The following is a 5,797-nucleotide window of genomic DNA, read 5'->3' as shown; positions in this document are numbered from 1 at the left end:
GCTCGCGCGCGAGCGCGGGGGCCGAGGGCGCGGCGCGGGCGGTGGGATCGCACCTGAGGAAAGCAGGCGGCATGTTCTCCGCCTTCAAGGAGGAATATGACAGAGCGCGAAAAGAGTAGCGAAGAGCCCGCAGGGCAGACCGAAGGCGCACGCGCACGCGATGCCGCGGCCGCGGGTGCGCACGCGCACGGCGGCGCGCCTGCTGCGGCTGACGAGGGCGCGCGCAGCTCGGCGGACGCGCACGCGCACGCCCACAGCCACGAGCATCCGCGCATCGACGCGCTGAAGGACAAGGCGCACGAGGAGAAGGTCGTCCACGGCCACGTCATGAGCGCCGCCGACATCTTCAAGTTCGCGGGACTGGTGACGTTCTTCGTGCTCATGTGCGGCATATGCGTGCTGATCTGGCCTTACGTCCACGAGATGTTCGAGCCGGGCGGTCTTGACCGCGTCATGGAGAAGGTGCAGCACGCCGGGCCCGCGGGCGTCGCCATCCTGCTGGCCATCCAGTTCCTGCAGATCGTGGTGGCCTTCATCCCCGGCGAGGTGGTGCAGATCGCGGCCGGCATGCTGTACGGCCCGTGGGGAGGCGCCGCCGTGGTGCTCGTGGGCTGCGTGTTCTCGAGCGCGTTCGTCTTCGTGCTCGTCCACAAGCTCGGCGCGCCGTTCGTGCAGGGCATGGTGCCCACCAAGTTCCTCGACAAGTTCCGCCGCTTCGAGGCGTCGGGCAAGCTGAACATGGTGGTGTTCGTCCTGTTCCTCATCCCGGGCCTGCCCAAGGACGTGTTCACCTACCTGGTGCCCCTCACCGACATGCGCATGCGGGCGTTTCTGCTGCTGTCGAACATCGCGCGCATCCCGGGCATCGTCGTGTCGACGTACGCGGCGGCGGGCATCGTGCAGGGCGACTACCTGCAGAGCGCCATCATCTTCGCCGTCGCCGCGCTGGTGGCCGTGGCGGGCGTTCTGGGCTACAACCGCATCATAAGGCTGCTCGAGCGCCGCGCGGTGGTGTCTGAGGGCGCCGGCGAGCTCGAGAAGCTCGACCCGCGTGACTACGGATCGCGAAAATAAGCCGGAAAACAGGTCTTTCGCCCTGATGCCGCCCTGCTGCCGTTACCGAGGCGGCGCCTTTTCGGTACAATAGAAGAACGTTTGGGAAGCGCGAGGCGCTTCCGTGCACAGCCAACCTTAAGGAGGAAACCCATGCCGAAGATCACCCGTGATCAGGTGAAGGTGCCGGCCGACGTCATGCCGGACATGCGTGAGGTGTACGTCGACAACTACATGAAGGCCACGCGCGAGACGGGCCGCCTGATGCTGTTCGCCTGCGATCAGAAGATCGAGCACCTGAACAAGGACTTCTACGGCGAGGGCATTGACATCGCCGACGCCGAGCCCGAGCACCTGTTCAAGATCGGCAGCCAGGGCGTCTGCGGCGTGCTGGCCGGCCAGCGCGGCCTCATCGCGCGCTACGCGGCCGACTATCCCGAGATCAACTACCTGGTCAAGATGAACTCCAAGACCAACCTGGTGGGCACCAAGCAGGAGGACCCGTACTCCCCGCAGCTCACCGACCTCGACGCCGTGCTCGCCATGCGCGAGGCGGGCGTGAACATCGTGGGCCTCGGCTACACCATCTACCTGGGCAGCGAGTACGAGTCCACCATGATGGCCGAGGCGGGCGAGCTCATCGCGCAGGCGCATGCGAACGGCCTGCTCGTGGTGCTGTGGATCTACCCGCGCGGCAAGGCCGTCACCGCCGAGAAGGACCCGGACCTCATCGCCGGCGCCGCGGGCGTGGCGCTGTGCCTGGGCGCCGACTTCGTGAAGGTGAACCCGCCGAAGCCCGAGGACGGCCGCACCCCGGCCGAGGCGCTCAAGATCGCGTCGATGGCTTCCGGCCGCACCGGCCTGGTGTGCGCCGGCGGCTCCACCGTTGACGCCGAGACGTTCCTCACCCAGCTGCACGACCAGATCCACGTGGGCGGCGCGTGCGGCAACGCCACCGGCCGCAACATCCACCAGCGCTCGCTCGACGAGGCCGTGCGCCTGACCAAGGCCATCAGCGCCATCACGCTGGCCGACTACAGCGTCGAGGACGCCCTCGCGGTCTTCAACGGCGAGAAGGAGTTCGCGCTGTAAGCGAAGCGCTGCAAGGTTCGCGCCGCAAGCGAAGCCAGCTTGGGTTGCCGCATAGCGAAGCGCAAGCCGCGCAAGCCCGGCGGCAAGGCCGTCTGGCAAGTCTGGCAAGCTCGGCGGCAAGGCCGTCTGGCAAGCACCTCGAAGGCACCCGCCGCACCCCCGCGGCGGGTGCCTTTTTAAGCGCAGACAGCAAAACGCCCGCCCGCGCTGATGAGCGGGGCGGGCGTTTTCGCAGGGGGCAGGCGGAGGCACGCAAGGGAGGGGATGTGCGACCGCCTGCCCCCGGGCGCCCGGCCGATGTCGTCCGAGCGAGCAGGGGGTGCGTTGCCCGAGCGCGTGCAAACCCTGCGCGCGCTCGGGCGAGTAGGGGATTTGCGTTACCTGAGCGAGTACAGGACCTGCTTGGGCTTGGCGGCAAGCTCGGCCTGCAGCTCGTCGAGGTCGCCGTACTTCATGATCGCCGCCTGGCAGTGGTGCACGCAGGTGGGCAGCTTGCCCTTCCCCTGGCGCTCGGCGCACAGGTTGCACTGGTCGGTGAACACCGGCATGTTGATCCACACCCACCTGTCCTCGCCCTCGGAGAGCTGGTAGGGGTCGGCTTGGACCACCATGACGCCGTTCTCCCCCTTCGGGAAGTCGTGCTCGACGCGGCACGCCATCTCGCAGGCTTCCCTAGGTAAAGCACCCCCGACGACGAAGCCGCAACGGACGGCGGAGGTATGGCAGAGGCGGTGCCGCTGCCACGAGCACAGGCCTCTGTCGTCGATACACCCGTTTCTAGCTGCCCGCATTGTGGGATTGCTCTGGCTATTCCGCTTGGCAGCTAGATTTGATGATGCCAGGCTTTTCCCTGGGAGGAAGGCCCAACATAGCTCCAAGGTCGTCTGCAGTGACAACGTGCAAGGAGTTCTCGTATTTTTTCAACAATCCCTCAAGCTCGCGCTTCAGTCCTTCGACTGTTTCGGCAGGAAGTGCTATGCGAAGCAGTTCGAGCATAGTTGCATAGGTGTCGTTGTCTTTTCGGGCGCAATAGAGTCGCTCATCATGAGCGCAAAGATTCCTGAAATGAACTAAGACGTCGTAGGCCCTCATTACGTCGTGCGGCGAAAGTCTCTCGTCCTCGTCGGTTCTGAGCGTCGTTGAGAACAGGTGCTTGCACACGGAATTCTGCTCTCCGCGCTTCATGAGTTGATAGAAATGGGACATGTTGCCGAAAGTCAGATCGTTGCACAGAACCCACAGGGGTACCTCGCCATATCTCTGAAGGTAATGAGCGGTAAAAGGGCGATTGGCGGCTTTGGACACCAGCTTGTCGTTCAGAATCTTCATGAGGCGATTCATGTTGTTGGAGTGAAGGGCGGCTTTGTTGCCTCTGAACGCCTTTGGGACGAGCATGCCTTTGGCATCAGAGAACGATGCGCGATCCAGATAGTCTGTGCAGCCTCTATGGGCATCGCAGAATGCGTAGACAGTAGCCGTTTTCAGTGCTGCTTCGGCCTGGATAAGGTAGCCGAAGGTGAGCTGTCTCAGCTCGCGGTCAAAGAGGAACAAGCTGTAGAGCCATTCGAATCGAGTTTCGGGAAGATAGACCTCGTTGGGGCAGGATTGCATCGCCGTCCTGTCCAAGAAGGGATCCTTGTAGCCGTTAACCACCGAGTAGTAGTTCTCTCTCAGGAGGATCGTGGCCGTGCTTTCGTCGGTGATTACGCCTCGACCCTTTAGCAGCTCTACCTGCTCTTCGATGCTCTTGAACTCTTTCAAGCAGATCACCTCGTAAGATCGAGGGGCCGCTGGAAACCAACGACCCCTCTTTGTCCTCGCCTCACGTAGAGTCCACGAGGACTGTCTCACTTTCAGGATGATAGCCGAACCAATTCAAAAACAACAGGAGAGACGGAGAGTATCCATGCAAAGCGCAAAGCCGTCGTCGTTGTTCTCAAGGCGCTGCGCAGGGCCATCTGAGTGCATGTCGTCTTGCGCGCTTCCGGGTGCTACGTCAGGGCCACAAGCTCGTTGTCTATCGCGCGGCGTACGAACTCCGAGCGTGAGACGCCCTCCTTCTTCGCGGCCCTGTCTATCGCCTTGAGCTGGAAGTCGTAGAGCTTCAGCGAGGTCGTCCTCATCTTCGCCGTCGGTCTTCCGTCGATTGGCTTGCCAAAGCCGAAGTCCGAGAAATCTTCGTTCTCGTATCGCTCGACGTCGGCCTCCACCTCCTCAAGCGTGGTGCCGAACATCTCGCACAGCTCCCTGTCGCTCATGCCTTCCTCCTTCCAAGGCCAAGCTCGCGCTTTATCGACTCCTGCGGCGGCGTCTGCGCATGCTTTATCAGCCAATCGCCCGCGTTGCTCCTGATGGCTACGACTTCGACGAGTCGTCCGCTTGCGTCGTATCCGATTCCGACGTGCTCTTCCGGCTCTTTGCCGAGCCTCGGCATGCTCCTGATGCAGAATTCCCAAGCATGGGCGGCGTCCTCTTTCGTCAGCTCGGGATGGCGCTCCATCACCCTGTCCAGCACGAACACCCTGTTCAATGTTAGCCCTCTCTGAGGTAGCTCCATCTGGTATTACCGTATTGTAGCATGGGCGTCATATCAACTTTTGCCAAAGCGGGCAGCTCGCTTCCTTTCTTGCTTGTTCAGTTTCTCGAAGCAGGGGAAGCGGAAGCTTTCTGCTGCAGCTCCTTCTCTCTTATCCCAAAGCGAGTAGAGAAACGAGAGGGTGCCCTTTCGACCCCTCGGGACCCGAGCGACCGATAACGCCCTTTTTGCATCCACCATTTTGAAAAGCTGGATGGAAAACGCCCGTTATCGGCGATTCGAGCCCCGAAAACCACCGACAACGGCGCTTTCTCATCCACTTTCCCCGAGAAATCGCCGATAACGGCCTTGTTTCATCCAGAATCACCTGAAGGGTGAGAGACCTTCTTCAAGGGAGCGTAGGCCATGGCTCTTCCAGCTTTCGTTGTGCGATCTGATTTGACGAGCTGGGCTAAAAGTAAGTCGAATCTCGACAGGCTTACGCGAGTAAGTGCGGATATGTGGATCCCAGTGCGAAGAGAATGGTGCCCGGGGTGGGATTCCCGCGTCCGCTTCGCGAACGCTCCCGGCCCTCGGCGCAAGCGCCTTCGGGTGAAACGCTGAAAACAGTCCACAGGACTGTTTTCTTGACGCGTTTCAACCTCGCGGTTCGAATCCCCTGCGAGGAGCGTGGACTTGAGGGTTTGCTGTTGCGGTGGGATGGCGCGAAGAGAATGGTGCCCGGGGTGGGATTCGAACCCACACACCTTTCGGCATCGGTTTTTGAGACCGACGTGTCTGCCGTTCCACCACCCGGGCGCATCGACCTAGTATAGCGGAACGGCTGCGCAGCGTCGAGGGCCCGACGTGATTCCGGGTAAAAAACAATTCCCTGTTCTGCGTGCTTTTCCGGCCGAAACTTTTCATACTCATCGCAACGCTAACCGCAACCTTCCAGACTAGGCGCAACGATTGCGGTTAGTCTGAAAGTGGGACAGGGCGCAAGCCCTCGGCGGACGTGAGGGCCCTTTGGCCCGAGCGCCCGCCGCAATACACAAAATGACCCTTTCCAGCTATGGTGTCCAGTCGCCAAACCTTGCCATCCACAGAAGACAGGAAAGAGCCATGAACGGAGAA

Annotated in this window: 6 protein-coding genes and 1 tRNA gene; 2 read left to right on the top strand and 5 right to left on the bottom strand. The window is 61.7% G+C overall.

Going from position 1 to position 5,797, the window contains the following annotated elements:
* Window positions 1-96 precede the first annotated feature (96 nt).
* A complete protein-coding gene (locus HRL41_RS11440) occupies window positions 97-1,074 on the top strand; it encodes a TVP38/TMEM64 family protein (RefSeq protein ID WP_241157311.1) in 978 nt (325 codons plus the stop codon).
* 132 nt (window positions 1,075-1,206) lie between these two features.
* Window positions 1,207-2,145 carry an aldolase gene (locus HRL41_RS11435; RefSeq protein WP_165172365.1) on the top strand — a complete coding sequence of 313 codons (939 nt, stop codon included), beginning with the start codon at window positions 1,207-1,209 and terminating at the stop codon, window positions 2,143-2,145.
* Window positions 2,146-2,522: 377 nt separating this feature from the next.
* Here the strand turns inward: HRL41_RS11435 and HRL41_RS11430 are convergent, their stop codons facing one another.
* From HRL41_RS11430 to HRL41_RS11410, 5 genes are all read right to left on the bottom strand, one after another.
* The gene (locus HRL41_RS11430) at window positions 2,523-2,804 is read right to left on the bottom strand and encodes a 4Fe-4S dicluster domain-containing protein (protein ID WP_172137133.1); all 282 of its coding nucleotides are present in this window, start codon (window positions 2,802-2,804) and stop codon (window positions 2,523-2,525) included.
* Window positions 2,805-2,952: 148 nt separating this feature from the next.
* Window positions 2,953-3,906 (bottom strand): Abi family protein, encoded by a 954-nt coding sequence (locus HRL41_RS11425; protein WP_172137132.1) that lies wholly within the window; start codon window positions 3,904-3,906, stop codon window positions 2,953-2,955.
* A 230-nt stretch (window positions 3,907-4,136) separates the two neighbouring features.
* Window positions 4,137-4,403, bottom strand: a complete 267-nt coding sequence (locus HRL41_RS11420; RefSeq protein ID WP_172137131.1) for a CopG family transcriptional regulator — start codon at window positions 4,401-4,403, stop codon at window positions 4,137-4,139.
* Window positions 4,400-4,702: a hypothetical protein gene (locus HRL41_RS11415; protein WP_172137130.1), complete on the bottom strand. Its 303-nt coding sequence runs from the start codon at window positions 4,700-4,702 to the stop codon at window positions 4,400-4,402. Before HRL41_RS11415 ends, HRL41_RS11420 begins: the two co-directional genes overlap by 4 nt.
* Before the next feature lie 693 nt (window positions 4,703-5,395).
* Window positions 5,396-5,479: transfer RNA gene (locus HRL41_RS11410), tRNA-Leu, on the bottom strand.
* Window positions 5,480-5,797 lie beyond the last annotated feature (318 nt).

The organism is Adlercreutzia sp. ZJ473, assembly GCF_013185065.1.
GTDB lineage: Bacteria > Actinomycetota > Coriobacteriia > Coriobacteriales > Eggerthellaceae > CAAEEV01.
The sequence above is the reverse complement of the archived record's forward strand: the minus strand, read 5'-3'. Positions and strand labels throughout refer to the sequence as shown.